A 14,643-nucleotide genomic window follows, 5' to 3' on the forward strand; every position below is an offset into this window, starting at 1 on the left:
CGGACATGCCGATCAAGACCCCTATCAAGCAGGCCAGCGGCTGGTTCTATTTCAATTCGCCACGCGGACGCGCCGAACTGCGCGGCGCCGGGGTGATCCTCATGCTGCACCGGGTGCTGGCCGATGACGCCAGCGCCGCGTTGCCCCACCGCAACGAGCTGTGCGTCGGCCCGCGGGCCTTCGAGGGCTTGTTGCGCTGGCTGCCCCGGCATTTCGATTGCGTCAGCCTCATGGACCTGCTGCAGAGCCACAAGGCCCCCCGCGGCGACTGCCGCCCCAAGGTGGCCCTGACCTTCGACGATGGCTGGCGCGACAACGCCGTCAACGCCTTCCCCCTGCTGCAGCGCCACCAGGTGCCGGCAAGTATCTTTTTGTCCACCGACTACATCGGCAGCCGCCAGCGTTTCTGGTGGGAAAGCGTCGGCGAGACCCTGTGGGGCAGCCATGGCGAAGAGGCCCGGCGGCAACTGATCGAACGCCTGCGCAAGCTCGGCCGCCCGCTACCGGCGGCCTACTTCATGCACGACCACAGCAAGGCCCGCAGCCTGGTGCTGGCACGCTACCTGCAAACCCTCAAGAGCCTCAGCCCCCAGGCCTTGCACGTCCTGACCGACGCCTGCCCCACGGAATCGCTGCCCCAGGCCATGGACTGGCAGCAAGTGCGCGCCCTGGAGGACTCCGGCCTGGTGCGCTTCGGCCCGCATGGCGCCAGCCATGCCCTGTTGCCCTACCTGGACGACCATCGCCTCAACGAAGAACTGACCCGCAGCCATGCGGCACTCAACGAAGGCTGCCGCGCGCCGCTGCCGGTGTACTGCTATCCCAACGGCGACCACGACGAACGCGTGCGCGCCCAGGTCGCCGCGCATCGTTACCCCTACGCCCTGAGCACCCGCCCGGGCATCTGCCAGGGCCACGACGACCCCCTGGCGCTGCCGCGCATCGGCGTCAGCCAGCGCAATGCCAGCCGGCCCTCGCTGCTGGCCTGGCGCATCAGTCGCGGAGAACGAGGATGAACCGCAACAGCTACCTGCGCCATCTGGCGCTGAGCATGGGAACAAAACTTGCGATGATCGCCCTGCGCCTGCTGCGCAACGTGCTGCTGGCGCGCATCCTCGGGCCCAGCGAGCGTGGCCTGTTCGCCCTGCTCAGTACCCTGCCCGACCTGATCAGCGCCGCCACCAGCGGTGGGCTCAACAGCGCGGTCGGCTACCAGGCCGCCAAGCAGCGCGACATGGGCCTGCTGCTGACCCAAGTACTGGTCTACGGTTGCCTGCTGGCCGGCGTGCTGACCCTGGCCTGCGTGTTCCTGGTGCGCGAGTTCGGCGCCGACCTTGAGGTTACTGTGCAACTGGGCCTGCTGGCCTGGCTGTTGCTGCTGGCGGTACCTATGACCGTGCTCAAGAGCGGCCTGCTGACCCTGCACAACGCCAGCGGCGGCGTCGGCGCCTTCAACGCCCTGCGCCTGACCGAATCGCTGGCACCGCTGCTGCTGTTCCTCGGGTTGTTCTGGATGTGGCGCGACGAAGCGCTGGAGGCGGCGCTGATCAGTTGGTTGTGCGGCATCGCCCTGGTCCTGGCGCTCGGTTTGTGGTGGCTGCGCCGTCAGCACCCGCTGGCGCTGCGCTGGGACCGTGGCGGCCAACGCGAGCTGCTCAGCTACAGCGCCAAGAGCCATCCCGACCTGTTGTTCCAGCAGTTGATCCTGCGCTCGGACTACCTGTTCATCGGCGCGCTGCTCGGCAGCACCGCCCTGGGCCACTACGCCATGGCCAGCGCCGCCGCCGAACTGCTGCTGATCGTTCCCGAGGCGGTGACCACGCCGCTGATGAAGCGCCTGCTGCAGCAGGATGCCGGCATGGAGCGCATCACCCCCCTGGCCCTGCGCCTGACCGCCACGGTGATGCTCGGTGCTTGCCTGGGTATGGCGCTGATCGGCCACTGGTTGATCGTCACCTTGTTCGGCGCCGACTACGCCCCGGCCTACCCGGCCTTGCTGGCGTTGCTGCCGGGCCTGCTGGGCCTGTGTTATGCCAGCATCCTGCGCCTGGACCTGCTGGGCAAGAACCGCCCCGGCACGGTATCGCTGATGATGGGCGCCGGTGCTGCGCTGAATCTGGTGCTCAACATCCTGCTCATCCCGGCCTGGGGCATCGTCGGCGCGGCCGCGGCCTCCTCCATTGCTTACCTGGCGGTCACCGTGGCCATGCTGGTGCTGTACTGCCGCCTGAGCGGCGTGCCGCTGGGCCAGACCCTGGTCATCCTGCCCGCCGACCTGGCACCGCTGCGGCAGATGCTGCAACGGAGGGCGGCATGAAAGCGGCATTGCTGTGCGGCGCGCTGCTGGCCCAAGGTGCGTTCGCCGCACCTGTGCAGTGGGGGGATCTGCGCGACGGCAGCTTGTACCTGCTGCCAGCACGCGCCGATGAACTGCGCATCCAGTGGCGTCCGGCCTGGCAGGCCGACGCCAACGCTGAACGCCTGTATCTGCTGGACGGCCACGGCCGCCTGGCCGGCGAACGGCGCATCGAAGCCGGCCAGGTACGCGGCGAACAACGCTGGCCATTGCCCGCGAACGGCGGCACCTATCGGTTGGAGGTGCCCGGCTATAGTTTCCGCGACTACCGCATCCAGCACGATGCCAGCACCCGCGCGCTGTTCACTCCGGCGAAGGTGCACTTCTGCGCCGAAGTCGGGCCAGGTGTCGAGCTGTATTTCCGGGTCAAGGCCGGCGAGCAGGCGGTGTTGGCCGGCAAGCACCATGGCGGGGTTCATGGCCTGTTCGCCGAACGCCTCAGCGACGGCCGTCGCATCCAGCTGCCGCTCAAGCCCTACCGCGCCTACTGGCGCTTCGATCAACAGGCGTTGCCCACCAGCGGCCGCGACGAGACCTGGCGTCTGGGCCTGCAGGGCAGTGGCAAGGCAGCGTTCTGGCTCGACGGCAGCGCCAACCTGTTCGCCCAACGCCCCGCAGACCTGGGCGAGCTGCCGCAACTTCCCGGTCAGGTCACCCTTGCCCTGGGTGACAAGGTGCTCGGCCCCACCCCACGCTTAGGGGTTGCCCTGCCCTACGTGCTGCCACCAGCCTCGAGCTTCGCCGCGCTGGACGCCCTGCGCCCCCAGGCCGCCGGCTTCTACAGTTTCGTCGACGTACTGCAACGCCAGCCAGACTTCGAGAACGCCTGGCGCAAGCTCTATCAGGAGCGCTTCGGCATCCTCCAGGACATCACCCTGCTGGCCGGCAGCGCCCGAGTCGCCGACCTCAGGAGCGACCGCACCAGCACCGATGGGTTGAGTGCCTGGCTCGAGGCGACCAAGGCACTCGGCGGCAAAGGCACCCACTACCTGGCCTTCGCCGACGAGCCGAACCTCAACTATCGCGACTACGCCAGCTACCGCGATTTCTTCCAGGCCATGGCCAAGCGCGTGCGCGACTACCCCGGCGCCCGCGACGCTGGCGTACGCATCGCCATGCCGGCCTCCTCGCGCCTGCTCGGCGGGCCCTTCAGCGACGACGGCAAACAGCGCCGCGGCATCGACTGGGCACGACGCCTGCTGGCCGAGCAAGGCGCGCAGATCGATGCCCTGGCCTGGCACGAATGGATGGTCCGCGACCTGCTCGCCACCCGCAGCTACCGCGACAGCGTGCGCCAAGCTGCCGACCTGGTGGGCCTGGACGGCCAGGGCCGGCCACGCAAGGCGCTGCTGCTGGACCAGACCAACCTGTCCAGCGGTTCGAGCCTCAGCCCTTACGAACAGGACACCCATTACGCCGGCCTGTGGTGGACCTCGGTGGTGATCAATGCCGCCAGTGACGGCCTGCTTGACATGCTCAACTGGTTCCACGTCGCCGATGAGCCCGAATGGCCCAAGGGCATGTTGCGCGATGCCGGCGGCCAACGCTACGAACTGAAGCCGGTGGGCCTGGCCCAGCAGTTCATCCAGCGCCACTGGCTGGACCAGGTTCTGGCCCTGGACAACGACGCCTTCGAGGTCGATGCCCTGGCCATGGCCCGCCAGCATCAGCGCAGCGTGCTGGGGGTGAACAAGGCCGAGCGCCTGCAGCAGGTGGCGCTGAGCCTCGACGGTTGCCCCGACGGCCAGCTTGAACTGTTCGGTCCCGACAACCAGAGCCGCCGCGCCAGCTTCAGCTGCAGGGAGGGCCAGGTTCGTTTTCAACTGCCAGGGCAGACCGTATTCGCCCTGACCTGGAGCGCGTCATGAGACGCACTACGTTCAGCCATGCCCAGGAGGCACCATGACTGCATTCACCAAGATCCAGGACCGTATCAAGCGCAAGGGACTGCGTGACACCTTCCGTAGCGCCTTCCGGCATTACGTCTTCTATCATTGGGAACTGTTGTGGATGGAACGCGACCTGGACAGCCCGGTGCCGCCGCACCGGCTAAAACCCTATGGCGAGCTGCGGGTCGAGCACATCACCGTGCACAACGTGCGTGCCTTCGCCCGCCACTTCGGCGATCGGGTCGAGACCATGCGCGAGCTGGCCGCCGAAGGCCATACCGGGCTGATGTTCCTCAACGATGACAACGACGCCGTGGCCTTCATCTGGGGCAGTAGCCGCCATTACCACGACCGCCACTACTATGGTTGCTGGTTCCCGGTCGGCCCGGGGGAGTTCTTCGAGTTCGGCGGCGAGCTGATCCGCAAGTATTGGGGTACCGAGCTGTCGGTGGACCTGCAGCTGGAGCTGTGGAAGGCCATGGCCGCCCAAGGTTGCACCAAGGTGGTGGACGTGTGCGAACAGCACAACATCCCGGCGCTCAAGTTGCACCTGCGCATGGGCTATCAGGAGCAAGGACGGATCATGAACGTTTACTGCCTGTTTGGTCGCTGGAAATTCTTCCGCGAAAGCCACTACATCACCTCGCGTCTGGAGCCGTTGCGCAAGCCGGAGGCTCCGGCTTCTTCGGCCACGGCAGGGTGAGCCCATGGGCCTGCAACTGAAATGGTGCGCCTCGCTTGGCGCCGGCGACTTTCCCGCCGCCGACTACGAGGCGCTGCGCAGGCGCCTGCCCGGCAGTACGCCTTTCAACCATCTCGGCTGGCTGCGCGCCGCCGAGGCCGCCTTGCTGCCAGGCCAATGCCTGCAGGTGCTGCTCGGCTATCAGGACGAGCGTCTGTGCCTGTGCCTGCCGCTGATACGCGCGCGCGAACCCTTCGGCCCGCTGTTCGCCCCAGTGGTGCGCCACCTGGGGTACCCACTGAGCGACCGCATTGCCCTGCTCATCGACCTGCCGGCGCTATATGCCGAGCAGGTCCTGCAGGCCATACGCAAGCGGCTACCGCATGCCTTGCTGCAATTGAGCGAGGTACCGGACAACACCGAGCACGATGGCTGGCTGCGCCAGTGGGCCGGCGCCAGCTCGACCTGGCAGCAGCGCCTGACCTGCCGGGTGCCGGTGCACCGCATCAACGAGCAGGACCGCCAGGAAGTCAGCGGCGACCCGCGCTACAAGCTGCGCCGCGCGCGCAAACGCATCAAGGCCTGCGGTGCCAGCGTGCGCCGGGTCGTCGCCACTCCCGAGAACATGGGTGAACTGCTCGACGCCATCAGCGCCGTCGAAGCGACCAGCTGGAAAGGCGACGACGAGGTCGGCATCTTCTCCGGCCCCCTGCGTCGCCCATGGATGTACAAGGCCTTCACCGCCCTGGCCGGAGAGGGCCTGGTGTGCCTGGTACTGCTGGAACTGGAGGGGCGCTGCATCAGTTACCGCCTGGGCCTGTTGGAGCGCGGCCGAATCTACGACTACAACCTAGCCTTCGTCCCCGAACACCGTGACCTGGGCAGCGGCCGCGTGCTGCTCGAGGAATGGATCCACTGGGGCCTGGACGAAGACTGGAAGTGGGTCGACGCCTCGCGGGTCAGCCTGGACAACTCCAGCCACCAGTTGCACGAGCGCATGACCGGTCAGGTCGAACAGTGGCGTCTGAGCAGCTACAGCTGGCGCCCCGACGGCGTGCTACTGGGCCTGGCGCTTCGCTGCTGGCACTGGCTCAAACCCCGCTTGCGCAGACAGCCGCCACACCCCGCAGCCGACATTGTCGCCCCCACCCCGCCACAGGAGCGCCCGGATGCCATCCCAGGTCATAGTCAACGCTGACGATTTCGGCCTCAGCGCCCACACCAACGCAGTCATCCTTCATGCCTTCCAGGCCGGGCTGATCAGCTCTGCCACCGCCATGGCCAACATGCCGGCCTTCGCTAGCGCCTGCTCGCTGGCCCAGCAACCAACGCTCAAAGGACGCGTGGGATTGCACTTCAACCTCACCTATGGCCGCCCGCTGAGCAAGGCGATCCTCGCCGAGCCGCGCCTGTGCACGCCCCATGGCGAATTCGACCTGCGCCTTAAACAACGCACCCTGCGCTTGTCGCGACGCGAGCGGGCCGCCGTGCAAGCAGAGCTGCAGGCCCAGTGGCAACACTGCCTTGACCATGGCCTGATGCCCAGCCACCTGGATTCCCACCAACACGTGCACAACATCTGGCCGGTGGGCGTCATTGTCGCCCGTTTCGCCCGCGCCCAAGGGGTTCCGATCCGGCTGGCGCGCAATGTGGGGCACAACATCGGGCCGGCCAAGCGCCTGTTCAAGAGCCTGCTCAACCGCCGCCTGCGCCAGCTCGCCGGGAGCACCGCCGATTTCGTCTGCACCCCGGCCGACCTCAAGGCCGGATTGGCCCCCTCGCACGGCGTGCTGGAGGTCGTAGCCCATCCCAGCGCGCTGGGCGGGCACGACTTCGGTGATGCCTACCTGGCCAGCGGCGAATCGCTGCTGGCGTTGGTCGAGCAGCGCCTGGGGCAAGTGCCGCGGGTGGGCTATGCGAGCCTGGGCATGCAGGAGGAGATGAGTTGATGGCCGCCGGGTGTCCGACGTCAGAAGTGCTGCGCCTGTGAAACCGAGCGGCAAACCTGTGTCGACGGAAACCCTATCGCTACCGCCCCGGCGGCCGATGCCGGCGCTCGTGGTTCTCGGCCAGCCAACCGCGCAACGCCTCGGCCGGCATCGGCCGCCCGAGCAGGAAACCCTGCCCCTGGTCGCAACCGGCGTGGCGCAGGAAGTCGTACTGCTCTTGGGTCTCGATGCCTTCGGCGGTGATGCGAAACCCCAGGGCATGCCCGAGATCGATGATCGCCCGGGCGATGGCCACCGCGTCGTCGTCCCCGGGCAGGTCCTTGATGAAGGCGCGGTCGATCTTCAGGTGGTCGATTGGCAGCGCGCGCAGGTAGGCCAGTGACGAATAGCCGGTACCGAAGTCGTCCACCGCCGTTGCCACGCCCATGGCCTGCAGCTGCGCCAGCACCGCGCAAGCCTGTTGCTGGCTCTCCATCAACAGGCTCTCGGTGATTTCCACTTCCAGCAGGTTGGCTGGCAGACCATGGCGCTCCAGCGCCGAGGCGAGGCTGGTCACATAGTCGCTGCGCTCGATCTGCAGGGCCGCAACGTTGATCGCCAGCGGCCCGGGCAAGCCGTCATCGGCACGCCATTCGGCCAACTGGGCGCAGGCAAGCTCCAGCACGCGCTCTCCGAGAGGGATGATCAGGCCGGTGCGCTCAGCCAGGGGAATGAACGCCCCGGGCGAGACCAGGCCATGCTCCGGGTCGCGCCAACGCAACAGGGCCTCGACGCCTTCTAGCTGCCCGCTGAACAGATCGACCTTGGGCTGATACCACAGCTCGAACTCGTTGTGCTCCAGCGCCCGGCGCAGATTGCGCTCCAGCTCCAGACGCTGCTGCAGGCGCTCGGTCATGTCCGGGTGATAAGGCCGCCAGGCATCGCGGCCGGCTTCCTTGGCGGCGTACATGGCCGTGTCGGCATGGCGCAACAAGCTATCGGCGTCCTCGCCATGTTGCGGGCACCAGGCCAGACCGATGCTGCCGGTGACCAAGGCGGCGTTGCCATTGAGGTCGAATGGCCGCTGCAGGCACCGCAGCAAGGCGCGAACCTGCTGGTTCACCTGCCCCTGGGCACCTTGCAGCATGAACACGAACTCGTCGCCGCCCAGGCGGCAGAGCCGGTCCTGGCTGTCCAGTTCCTGGAGGAAGCGCGCGGTCGCCTGCTGCAACAGCAGGTCGCCCATCGGGTGCCCCAGGCTATCGTTGACCTGCTTGAATCCGTCGATGTCGAGCATCAGCACCGCCAGGCCATGGCCCTGCAGGATGGCTGTACTGAGTTGCTGCTGGAACAGGATGCGATTGGGCAGCCCGGTGATGGTGTCGTAGTGGGCCAGGCGTTCAAGCTGGGCCTGGTAGCGGTGCAGCTCGCGGTTACGTTGTTCGAGCAGCCGCTGCTTGCGGTTGAGCTGCGCGACGAACAGGCTGAACACACCTGTGCAGCCCAAGGCAAACAAGAACAGCGGCGAGCCGAACAAGTCCAGGCCCGACCAGCCACCGCGTGGCGCGGCGACCAGTTGCCAGAGCCCACCCGGCACCTCCACCGTCGTTTTCACCTGCGGGTCGTCGAACAGCCGTGAATCGCCCCAGATCAGCGTACCTTCGGCGCCCTTGCCGTCGCCTCCGCGCACGGCCAGCTCGAACTCGGTATCCGGGCGCAATCCGGCGGTAAGCAGCAAACGGTCGATATCGGCAACGATCGACACATTGCCCCAATAGAACCGCACACCCCGTTTGCCGGTGACGAACACCGGCCGTCGGTAGATCAGCGCCCGCCCGCCCTGATACAGCTGCAGCGGCCCGGCCAGCACCGGATGGGCTTGGTCGCGGGCCGCGCGCAGCAGGGGAAACTGGTCCGGCAGCTGACGGTAGTCCAGCCCAATCAGCCGCTCGTTGCCGGCCAACGGGTAGACGTCGCTGATCACATCTCCCGGCGCCAGCGCGATATGGCGCATGTAGCGCACCGACTGCAAGGCATCGCGGGCCATTCCATGAAAGTGCGCGGGGCTGATGCCGCCGTCGGCACTGATCAGTTGGGCGATACCTTCAGCCTCGCCGAACGCCGCGCCCAACTGTGCCTCCAACGCACCGCGCATCCCCGCCAGGTGGGCCGCAAGGTTGCCCAGTTGCTCACTGCGTTCGCGCTGCGCGTCAAGGTGGCCCAGGGCGACCGACAGGCCAATGCCCACCAGCGCCAGGCCGACCGGCAGCAGGCGGTTTAGCGTACGACGCAAGGTTCCGGATGGAAGGTGCGTCGGTTCAGAAGGGTTCTGGGGAATGGTCATAGGCAGGCGATGGCAGTCGATTTAGGGGTTATCGGCGTTGCGCGGCCATTATTGAGCCCCGTTTTGCCAGGCCGCGGTCCGGGATGCATATGCACCACCGACGCTGGCACCGCGACAGCTTTGATGTGCGTTTTGCGAGGAGCCGAACATGACAGTGGATACCCCCAACCCGCACCAGCACATCCTTGAGCGCCGCCTGCCGGCCTGGACACGGAAGGCCACGCCGGAACACTGGCAGCGGCTGCACGAAAGCATCCTGCCTTCCCAGGGCCTGCCCGACAGCGAGGCGGCCTGGTTCGCCAACGCCGCGCCGCATCTGCGCGAAGCAGTCGAGGTCAGCCAGGCTAGCCTGATGCGCAGCCAACGCACATTAGCCAGGCATCTGCGGGGTTTGCAGAACATCACCGAATTCGCCGAACCTCTGCTCACCGAACGCCTGCGCATGCAGCACGGCTTGATCACGCCGCTGCGCAGTACATCACTGATCGTGGTCAAGCGACTCTATACCTTCCAGGTCTATACCACGCGCCACGAACACCGTGGCCTGCTGCAGGCCGCCCTGCAGAACTTCGCTGAAACCTTCACCTTTGATCGCCACAGCGCGCTGGCCCTGGAAGGCGATTGGCAAGTGCGCGAGGGCCTCGTCACCGGTAAGACCACGCTGGGCGACAGCGACACCGAAGTCGATATCGAGTTGCCCAGCGAACAGGTCCGGATCAAGCCGCTTGCCCTGTCACCAGCGGCCTTTGCCACCACCTGCCGTGAACTGGATATCGGCCAGCGTTACCAGGCCCATCTCGATGCCTTGTTCACGCCCCCGCCCGTTCACCAGGCGGCGGGCGCCGTTCATAAGGCCCGCCTGCGCCTGGCGGCAGACTTGGCGCGCCTACGCAATCAGCTGGACGGTAAAGGTTGGGACGCGGTACAGGCGTTGCTCGACGATGGGAAGGCGCTGGCCTGCAGTCAACTGAGCCTGCTCGGCATCACCCTGCACGAGGCAATCCTGATCGATGCCGGTACAGCGGGCATGCTGCTCTTTCTACCGGGTCACGTCGACAGCCTGCGCGGCTTCGACAACCTCGATGCCTTGCACCGGCAACTGCACAGCGAACTGCAGCAGCCGTCGTTTCGCCAAGGCTTCATGGACTATGTGCCCCGCGAGGCGCAAGGCCCCTTTGCCAGCCGGCTGCGACAGAATGCCGGGGGCGACCTGCACATGCGCCGCGTACCGATCAATGCCAACCTGTATGAGTTTCTTCACGATGATCACGTGTCACGCTTGAAGCACGAAGCCCTGCAAGTGGCAGTGCCCACCGCACTGGCCGACGAGCAGGCCCGCAAAGCGCGCGAGGCACTCTGGGACAGCGCCGGCCTCGACATGCTGATGATCGCCGGCCTGTTCGTCCCCATGCTGGGTACGATCATGACCGCAGTGGTGGCCTATCAACTGCTGGATGAAGCCTACGAAGGCTATGAGGCATGGCAGGTCGGTGACCGGGAACAAGCCTTCGGCCATCTCAAGTCGGTAGCCCTCAACCTGGCGGTGATCGGCGGGCTGCACATGACGGGCAAAGCGCTGAGCCGCCTGGCAACCAGCCCGTTGCTGGAGAGCCTTGACCCGGTCATGCTCGAAGACGGCAGCCAACGCCTGTGGCGACCCGACCTGACCCACTACCGCAGTGCGGTGGTGCTGCCGGCGGAACTCGAAGCCAATGCACAGGGGCAGTTCCTGCACCAGGGCCGGCACTTCATGCGCATGGATGGACACCTCTACGAGCAGCGCCTGGATATTCGCCAGGCACAATGGCGCATCGTGCACCCCGAAGACGGCGCCGCCTTCCAGCCGCCCCTCAAGCACAATGGCGCCGGCGCCTGGCGCGGCAGCCATGAGCAACCCCGCGACTGGGCGCTGGCGACCTTGGTCCGGCGCCTGGACAGCCGCCTGCAACACTTACCGGACGCGGCGCTCGAAGGCGCTGCCAGGGCCAATGGCCTGAACACCGCAGCTCTACGCCAGTTGCACCTGGCAAACAACCCACCCCCCACCGCACTGCGCGCGACACTCGAACGCCTGCCCCATGCCAAGGCCAGTGAAGGCGTCGAGCAAGCCGCACTGGAAGGCCTGCACATTCCCGAGCTGGCCAACGTGCACAGTGAGCGTTTGATCGTGATGGCCATGGCCGATCTACCGGGCTGGCCCACCGAACTGCGCCTCGAGCTACGCGCAGCGTCCCCCGCAGGGCCTGTGCTGCTTAGCGCCGGAGCCGAAAATGCCAGCCGTACCTGCATTGTGCTCAAGACAGGTGACGGTTACGAAGCCTACCTGGGCGAGCGCCCTGTCGCGCTCAGGCAAGACACCGATTTGTGTCGAGCGATCTTGCAAGCGTTGTCTTCGGTTGACCGCCAGGCCCTGGGCATGGCCGCCAGCGGAGTCGATGAACTGCGCCGACGGATTCACCGCCTGGTCCTGGCCGAGCCCGCCGCGGCCAGACGCCTGCTGGGCAGTCATTTGCCTGGATGGGGCAAGCGCGGCCGGTTACCTGGCGGCATGGAGGAGCCAGCGCTTGAGCCCCCCCGCATCGAAGTCGGCGCGCTCTTTCGCCGCTACCGACAGCTGTACCCTGAGGCCGCGGACTACCAGGTCAACGAACAGTTGAGCCAGTGGCTCGAGGCCGGCCTGAGTCCGGAACGGCAACTTGGAGATTTAGAACAACAGTTGCGGGAGTTCCGTGACCAGATGCGCGATTGGGCCGGCAATGACCCATTGCGCCATGCCGCCGGGCGAAGGTTGGTCAGCAACTGGCAGCGCATGACGGAGTTTTCCCAAGAGGAACGGCTTGCCATTCACCAGATCAGCCTGGTCGACCTGGCACTGACCAACGAGGACCTGGCGGCCCTGGCATTGCCAGACCGTTTTACCCATATCGAGCGAGTCGACCTGGGCGCGAACCCCGGCTTGAGCCAATTGCCTGCCGAGTTTCTGGAACGGTTCCCAAGGTTGCAACGTATGCATCTGGTCGGTTGCGGTTTCGAGCAGTTGCCAGCAATTGCCGTGCCGCAGACATTGGAGTGGCTCGACATGCAGGGTAACAACCTGGTCTGGAACGACGCGAACCAAGCCGCTCTGGATCGTCTTGGCGCGCTTCGAATGCTGGACTTGTCGCACAACCCGCTGGCCCGCAGCCCCGACCTCAACCGCCTGCGCGAACTGGATGTGCTCAACCTCAACAGTTGCGAACTCGTCGATTGGCCCAACGGTATTCGTAGCGATGAAGATTGGCGACCCGTCGTCTTCGACCTGCGAGACAACCGCTTCGCCAGCTTGCCGCAGGATCTTCAGCTATCGAGGGTGGCGGCCCAGAACCTGTGGCTGGAAAGCCCCGACCTCAGCGAGCGGGTCAGCCAGCAGATCCAGGCCTATTACGTACAGCATGGTATCGACTTGCTGGTAGCCGACGCCGACTACGAGGAAATGCTGGAGCATACCGATGCCGGCGACTGGACCATCTGGAACGCACTGCCGCTGCAATACCGGCGCGAGCTACGTGGACTGCAGGATCAGCCGGACTATGATCAAGCCCGATTGTGGCAGCGGCTGCGCACTTTTGCAGATCCGCGAGTCATGGATTATGGCCTGGCGATCGGTGCCATGAGGCTGCTGGAGGCCGAGACGTTCCCGCCGCCGTTCGAGGAATGATCGGCAACGACGGCTCCAGGCTGGTAATTTGATGATGGTCGGCGCATGCTCGCAAGCTGAAGCGTTTCATCATCCGGATTTGAGAGGTGCATTACCCATGGACCGTCTGCTCGACTCGCTGTTCCCCACCCTCGAGGATATCCCCGAAGCCTGGCGCCTTGGCTCGCCCCTGGAGCAACGTGACTATCTGGTCAACGGTGAGCTGCGGCACTGGGACGGCCCCTTGGCCACCGTGCGCAGCCCGGTCTGGCTCAAGGAAGGCGGCAGTGAGCGCCAGGTCATCCTCGGCAGCGCCCCCCTGCTCGACGCCGAAACGGCGCTCACCGCCCTCGACGCGGCCGTGGCCGCCTACGACAAGGGCCGCGGTGCCTGGCCGAACATGCGCGTGGCCGAGCGTATCGGGCATGTCGAAACCTTCCTGGCGCGCATGCGCGAGCAGCGCACGGCGGTGGTCAAACTGCTTATGTGGGAGATCGGCAAGAACCTCAAGGATTCGGAGAAGGAGTTCGACCGCACCTGCGACTACATCGTCGACACCATCGAGGCGCTCAAGGACCTCGACCGTCGCTCCAGCCGCTTCGAGCTCGAACAGGGCACCCTTGGCCAGATCCGCCGCGCCCCGCTGGGCGTGGCGCTGTGCATGGGCCCGTACAACTACCCGCTCAACGAAACCTTCACCACGCTGATCCCGGCGCTGATCATGGGCAACACCGTGGTGTTCAAGCCGGCCAAGTTCGGCGTGCTGCTGATCCGCCCATTGCTCGAAGCCTTCCGTGACAGCTTCCCGCCCGGGGTGATCAACGTCATCTACGGGCGCGGCCGCGAGACCGTCAGTGCGCTGATGGCCAGCGGCAAGGTCGACGTGTTCGCTTTCATCGGCACCCACAAGGCCGCCAGCGACTTGAAGAAGCTCCACCCACGCCCGCACCGCCTGCGCGCGGCGCTGGGCCTGGACGCCAAGAACCCCGGCATCGTCCTGCCCCAGGTCGACCTCGACAACGCCGTCGAAGAGGCCGTCACCGGCGCCCTGTCGTTCAACGGCCAGCGTTGCACCGCGTTGAAGATCCTGTTCGTCCACGAGGACGTGGTCGAGGCATTCCTCGACAAGTTTCAGCGCAAGCTCGCCGCCCTCAAGCCCGGCATGCCCTGGGAGCCCGACGTGGCGCTGACGCCGCTGCCGGAACCCGGCAAGCTCGACTACCTCGACAGCCTGGTGGCCGATGCCACCGCCAAGGGTGCCAGGGTGCTCAATGAAGGGGGTGGGCAAAGCCGAGGCTCGTTCTTCTACCCCGCCCTGCTCTACCCTGTCAGCCAGGACATGCGCGTCTACCACGAGGAGCAGTTCGGCCCGCTGGTACCAGTGGTGCCCTACCGTGACCTGCAGACTGTGATCGACTACGTGCTCGACTCCGACTACGGCCAGCAGCTAAGCCTGTTCGGCAACGACCCGCAGACCATCGGCGCGCTGGTCGATACCTTCGCCAATCAGGTCGGCCGGATCAACCTCAACGCCCAGTGCCAGCGTGGGCCGGATACCTATCCGTTCAACGGCCGCAAGAACAGCGCCGAAGGGACCTTGTCGGTGCATGACGCATTGCGCGTGTTCTCCATTCGCACCTTGGTCGCTACCAAGTTCCAGGAAGCGAACAAGGAGTTGATCAGCGAGATTATCCGCAACCGGCAGTCGAGCTTCCTGACCACCGACTACATCTTCTGAACAATTCGCCTGATCGGGGCTGCTGCGCAG

9 protein-coding genes are annotated in these 14,643 nt (G+C 66.0%); 8 read left to right on the plus strand and 1 reads right to left on the minus strand.

The window, feature by feature from the left end; all coding sequences use genetic code 11:
- Nucleotides 1-5 precede the first annotated feature (5 nt).
- The 6 genes from C3F42_RS03180 to C3F42_RS03205 are packed head-to-tail and all read left to right on the plus strand — an operon-like array spanning nucleotide 6 to nucleotide 6,876.
- Nucleotides 6-1,016 (plus strand): polysaccharide deacetylase family protein, encoded by a 1,011-nt coding sequence (locus tag C3F42_RS03180; RefSeq protein WP_094011227.1) that lies wholly within the window; start codon nucleotides 6-8, stop codon nucleotides 1,014-1,016.
- On the plus strand, nucleotides 1,013-2,317 hold the full coding sequence (locus C3F42_RS03185) for an oligosaccharide flippase family protein (RefSeq protein WP_094011226.1): 1,305 nt from the start codon (nucleotides 1,013-1,015) through the stop codon (nucleotides 2,315-2,317). The genes C3F42_RS03180 and C3F42_RS03185 overlap by 4 nt, the downstream gene beginning before the upstream one ends.
- A complete protein-coding gene (locus C3F42_RS03190) occupies nucleotides 2,314-4,224 on the plus strand; it encodes a hypothetical protein (RefSeq protein WP_038706024.1) in 1,911 nt (636 codons plus the stop codon). The genes C3F42_RS03185 and C3F42_RS03190 overlap by 4 nt, the downstream gene beginning before the upstream one ends.
- 34 nt (nucleotides 4,225-4,258) lie before the next feature.
- Nucleotides 4,259-4,948 (plus strand): GNAT family N-acetyltransferase, encoded by a 690-nt coding sequence (locus C3F42_RS03195; RefSeq protein ID WP_023632340.1) that lies wholly within the window; start codon nucleotides 4,259-4,261, stop codon nucleotides 4,946-4,948.
- Between the two features lie 4 nt (nucleotides 4,949-4,952).
- Nucleotides 4,953-6,125 (plus strand): GNAT family N-acetyltransferase, encoded by a 1,173-nt coding sequence (locus tag C3F42_RS03200; RefSeq protein ID WP_094011224.1) that lies wholly within the window; start codon nucleotides 4,953-4,955, stop codon nucleotides 6,123-6,125.
- Entirely contained in the window at nucleotides 6,097-6,876 is a 780-nt protein-coding gene (locus C3F42_RS03205) for a ChbG/HpnK family deacetylase (RefSeq protein ID WP_038706022.1), read from the plus strand. The genes C3F42_RS03200 and C3F42_RS03205 overlap by 29 nt, the downstream gene beginning before the upstream one ends.
- A 79-nt stretch (nucleotides 6,877-6,955) precedes the next feature.
- On the opposite strand, the gene C3F42_RS03210 is transcribed toward C3F42_RS03205, so the two are convergent.
- On the minus strand, nucleotides 6,956-9,199 hold the full coding sequence (locus tag C3F42_RS03210) for a putative bifunctional diguanylate cyclase/phosphodiesterase (protein WP_371041459.1): 2,244 nt from the start codon (nucleotides 9,197-9,199) through the stop codon (nucleotides 6,956-6,958).
- Nucleotides 9,200-9,347: 148 nt separating this feature from the next.
- Here C3F42_RS03210 and C3F42_RS03215 point away from each other — a divergent pair, with 148 nt between their 5' ends.
- A complete protein-coding gene (locus C3F42_RS03215; RefSeq protein ID WP_094011223.1) occupies nucleotides 9,348-12,896 on the plus strand; it encodes a dermonecrotic toxin domain-containing protein in 3,549 nt (1,182 codons plus the stop codon).
- A gap of 97 nt (nucleotides 12,897-12,993) precedes the next feature.
- Nucleotides 12,994-14,613, plus strand: a complete 1,620-nt coding sequence (locus C3F42_RS03220) for an NADP-dependent glyceraldehyde-3-phosphate dehydrogenase (protein ID WP_104443954.1) — start codon at nucleotides 12,994-12,996, stop codon at nucleotides 14,611-14,613.
- Nucleotides 14,614-14,643: the final 30 nt, after the last annotated feature.

The organism is Pseudomonas sp. PONIH3 (assembly GCF_002934345.1).
GTDB lineage: Bacteria > Pseudomonadota > Gammaproteobacteria > Pseudomonadales > Pseudomonadaceae > Aquipseudomonas > Aquipseudomonas soli.

Bases quoted from the DNA above. Each gene is read 5' to 3' on its own strand.
- C3F42_RS03195 (WP_023632340.1), top strand. From the start codon at position 4,259: ATGACTGCATTCACCAAGATCCAGGACCGTATCAAGCGCAAGGGACTG.
- C3F42_RS03185 (WP_094011226.1), top strand. From the start codon at position 1,013: ATGAACCGCAACAGCTACCTGCGCCATCTGGCGCTGAGCATGGGAACA.
- C3F42_RS03205 (WP_038706022.1), top strand. From the start codon at position 6,097: ATGCCATCCCAGGTCATAGTCAACGCTGACGATTTCGGCCTCAGCGCC.
- C3F42_RS03190 (WP_038706024.1), top strand. From the start codon at position 2,314: ATGAAAGCGGCATTGCTGTGCGGCGCGCTGCTGGCCCAAGGTGCGTTC.
- C3F42_RS03180 (WP_094011227.1), top strand. From the start codon at position 6: ATGCCGATCAAGACCCCTATCAAGCAGGCCAGCGGCTGGTTCTATTTC.
- C3F42_RS03200 (WP_094011224.1), top strand. From the start codon at position 4,953: ATGGGCCTGCAACTGAAATGGTGCGCCTCGCTTGGCGCCGGCGACTTT.
- C3F42_RS03220 (WP_104443954.1), top strand. From the start codon at position 12,994: ATGGACCGTCTGCTCGACTCGCTGTTCCCCACCCTCGAGGATATCCCC.
- C3F42_RS03215 (WP_094011223.1), top strand. From the start codon at position 9,348: ATGACAGTGGATACCCCCAACCCGCACCAGCACATCCTTGAGCGCCGC.
- C3F42_RS03210 (WP_371041459.1), bottom strand. From the start codon at position 9,199: ATGACCATTCCCCAGAACCCTTCTGAACCGACGCACCTTCCATCCGGA.